This is a genomic window from uncultured Paraglaciecola sp. (assembly GCF_913058035.1).
Taxonomy (GTDB): domain Bacteria; phylum Pseudomonadota; class Gammaproteobacteria; order Enterobacterales; family Alteromonadaceae; genus Paraglaciecola.
Genome location: NZ_CAJXPA010000302.1, coordinates 1 through 3,470, shown reverse-complemented (window position 1 = coordinate 3,470; position 3,470 = coordinate 1). Strand labels below are relative to the sequence as shown.

At 38.9% G+C, this 3,470-nt stretch carries 2 protein-coding genes; both read left to right on the top strand.

Going from position 1 to position 3,470, the window contains the following annotated elements; genetic code table 11:
- Positions 1-1,646, top strand: a 1,646-nt coding sequence (locus tag QZ562_RS20575) for an ATP-binding cassette domain-containing protein (protein WP_293764501.1), incomplete at its 5' end; no start/stop codon positions are given.
- Positions 1,647-1,704: 58 nt separating this feature from the next.
- Entirely contained in the window at positions 1,705-3,405 is a 1,701-nt protein-coding gene (locus QZ562_RS20570; protein ID WP_293764498.1) for a DUF3466 family protein, read from the top strand.
- The last annotated feature ends 65 nt before the right edge of the window (positions 3,406-3,470 follow it).

The following is a 3,470-nucleotide window of genomic DNA, read 5'->3' as shown; positions in this document are numbered from 1 at the left end:
ACGTGGCTGAGGGGTTGGCAGAAGTCGGTGAATACCTTAAAGGATACTTTCATACGGCAGATTTAGTCGCTGAAGACCCGTCTGATGCTAACATGTCCAAATTAGAGTTCTTCCAAACTCAGCTTGACCACCATAACGGTTGGCAACTTGAGCAACGTATTCAGGCAGTATTGACTAAGCTTCAGCTTGACCCTAATCAACAACTAAGTAACTTATCTGGTGGTTGGAGAAGAAAAGCTGCGCTAGCAAAAGCCATGGCAAGCGAGCCAGATATTTTGTTATTGGATGAGCCCACTAACCACCTAGATATTGATATGATCAAATGGCTTGAAGATGCCATCATCGGTTATGCTGGTGCTGTGGTATTTGTGAGTCATGACAGGGCCTTTATCCGTAAAGTCGCCAGTCGAATCATCGACTTGGACCGTGGAAATCTGGTTAGTTATCCTGGTAATTATCAGACCTATCTTGACCAAAAAGCACATGATTTAGAAGTTGAAGAAACCCAGAATGCGTTGTTTGATAAAAAGCTGAGCATAGAAGAAACATGGATAAGACAGGGCGTAAAAGCTCGTAGAACACGAAATGAAGGACGAGTTCGTGCTCTCAAAGCATTAAGAACCGAACGTTCGCAAAGAGCCAACAAATTAGGTACTGCAAAAGTTAGTGTTAGCGAATCTAAAAGTTCAGGTAAAATTGTTTTTGAAACTGAAGACTTACATTATACCATCGCTGAAAAATTGATTGTTGGCTCGTTAACGACGACGATACAAAGAGGCGAAAAATTAGCCTTGGTAGGGCCAAATGGCTGTGGTAAAAGTACCCTTATTAAACTGTTATTAGGCCAATTATCCCCTATTTCTGGCGTGGTAAAGTCAGGCTCAAAACTTGAGGTGGCATATTTTGACCAACACCGTGATCAATTAGATGGCGAACTTAAAGTCATTGACGCTATTGCTGATGGTAGACGTGAAGTCACCATAAATGGCAAAACAAAACATGTTATGAGCTATTTACAAGACTACTTGTTTACGCCTGAGAGAGTGAATTCCCCAGTTAAGTCCTTATCGGGTGGTGAAAAAAATCGCTTGTTATTAGCAAAATTGATGTTAAGACCCAGCAATATGCTTATTCTAGATGAGCCTACAAATGATTTAGACGTGGAAACACTCGAATTATTAGAAGATACTATATGCAATTATCCAGGCACAGTTATCTTGGTTAGTCACGATAGGGAGTTTGTTGATAACGTAGTGACGTCTAGTTATTTCTTCGAAGGAAATGGAGTAGTGAGAGAGTTTGTTGGTGGTTGCACCGACATCAGCGATTGGTATTCACAGCAGTTGACACAAAAATCATCTCAGTCTGAAACTAAATCAAAAACCCAGAGTCCTAAAAACATTCCGCCAGAATCAAAGGGTAAAAAGTTATCATATAAGTTACAACTTGAATTAGAATCATTGCCTTTGAAAATTGAAAGTTTTGAAACTAAGGTTGAAGATTTTCAAAAGTTAGTGAACCATCCTAACTTTTTTTCGCAAGAATCGTCAAAATCAGATCCAATACTTGCAGATTTAGCTGATGCAGAGCAAACGCTAAAACAAACGTATGAAAGGTGGGATGAGATTGAAGGTATGACCAAATAGTAGATAACGAATAGACGTTACCATTTAACATATTAGCAGTAAGTAGGATTAATTATACATGACTAAAACAAGGCTTGCCGCCACACTATCCTTAGCCCTCATTGTGGCTCCTGTTAGCCAAGCAGCTAGGTACAGAGTAGTTGAATTACCTGTTACTGATAAAGGACAAAGTACTTTCCCCAGCGCAATTGGCGAAGACGGCAATATCATTGTCAATGTGACAGGTGCGTTTAACATTCCGATTGATCTAGATTTACTCGATTTTGATTCAGAAGCGTTAATGAACGTCTTAACTGACGTTGAATCTGCTAGAAACGGTAATTTTAATAGTACGGATTATGAGATAATATTGGCCTTAATAAAAGCCGCTGATGGTACTCAGAATTCTCAGCAAATAGCTAATTCAGTGGGTTTTTTAGCATCGGAAAGTGAAACTACTTATATTCCAGGCTTTGATCAATTTTCTGACCAAGATAATGAGTTTACTTTTAATTCAACTACGCTTGTTAGAGATGTTAATGACTCAGGCTTTTCGGTAGGCACCGGTGAAGGTTTCTACAGCAATCTTGATTACACGCTTGAAAGTGGTGAAAACGTCACCTTCGTATTACATGATTTTGGTATACGAGCATTTGTTAATCTTGGTAATACTGTTGTTGGCTTGCCAGCACCGATGACATCAGCGGGTGGAATTAGTGAAGCCTATGGCATTAATGAAAGTAATCAAGTAATAGGATATGGCTCCACATTAATCGTATCGGATTCCTTAGAAACAAGTTTAGCTAACTGCGAAGATGACGAATTGAGAGGTGATGTTCCATTAGAATCCTGTATCAATAGCATCATTAGCTCATTCACTGGTTCTGCCACCAGTTTCGCTCAGTTGAGAGGGTTAATTTGGCAATTAGACGGGCAAGGAAACCTACTCGACACCAAAGAGTTAGGCATACTCTTTGAGCCAGATGCAGATGACGCTTCAAATTATAGCAGTCAAGCATTTGCAATAAATGATAACGGAATTGCTGTGGGTGTTTCAAACGGGCAATATACTGAAAATGACGTCACAGCTGTTAGAAATTTTGCCGTCATATTTGACCAAGATGAAATTATCAACATTACTCCAGAACCTGATAGTAATGTTGCACGTTCATCAAACACTATTAGTTCAGCCGCGGATATTAATAACGATAATTTTGTTGTGGGTCATCAGGTTAAATCTGTTAACGGAACAAATAGAAGAAAGTTTTTTGTTCACGATATGTTGTTAGGTGAAACAACTTTCCCAAACGACTATTTCTTGGGCTCTTCAAGTATTGCTTTAGATATCAATAACAATGGTATGGTTGTTGGTTATGGAGAAGTGGATGCTTCTCTAACTGGTCGTCGAAATGAAGGCTTTTTATATGATATTGCTGCAGAACAGTTTTATGGTATTAGAGAGTTAATTAGTTGTGATTCACCTTACACAATAGTTCAAGCTAATAGTATTAATGATAACAACGAAATAGCGGCGACTGCATTATATTCTGGCTCTGCAAGAGATTCAAGAGGTGAGATTTTATTAGACTCAGCAGGAAATGAAATCCAAGTTGAACTGGTGACTGCAGTCAAATTAGAGCTGATACCCGGTGGTGAAATAGATAAGTGTGACTCTATAATTGATGAAATAAACAGAGAGAGACAAGGTGCTAGTGTGACCTGGATGTTAGCTTTCGGAGCGCTTATTTTGTGTTGGAGACGTTTCAAAAAGTATGTCTAAACTGATTCTAGAGTTACTTTACTAACCCGCCTTCAGGCGGGTTTTTATTTTACAATCTATTAATT

What these genes read in the sequence shown, in the direction of transcription:
- QZ562_RS20570 (WP_293764498.1), top strand. Translation starts at nt 1,705, where the DNA reads ATGACTAAAACAAGGCTTGCCGCCACACTATCCTTAGCCCTCATTGTG.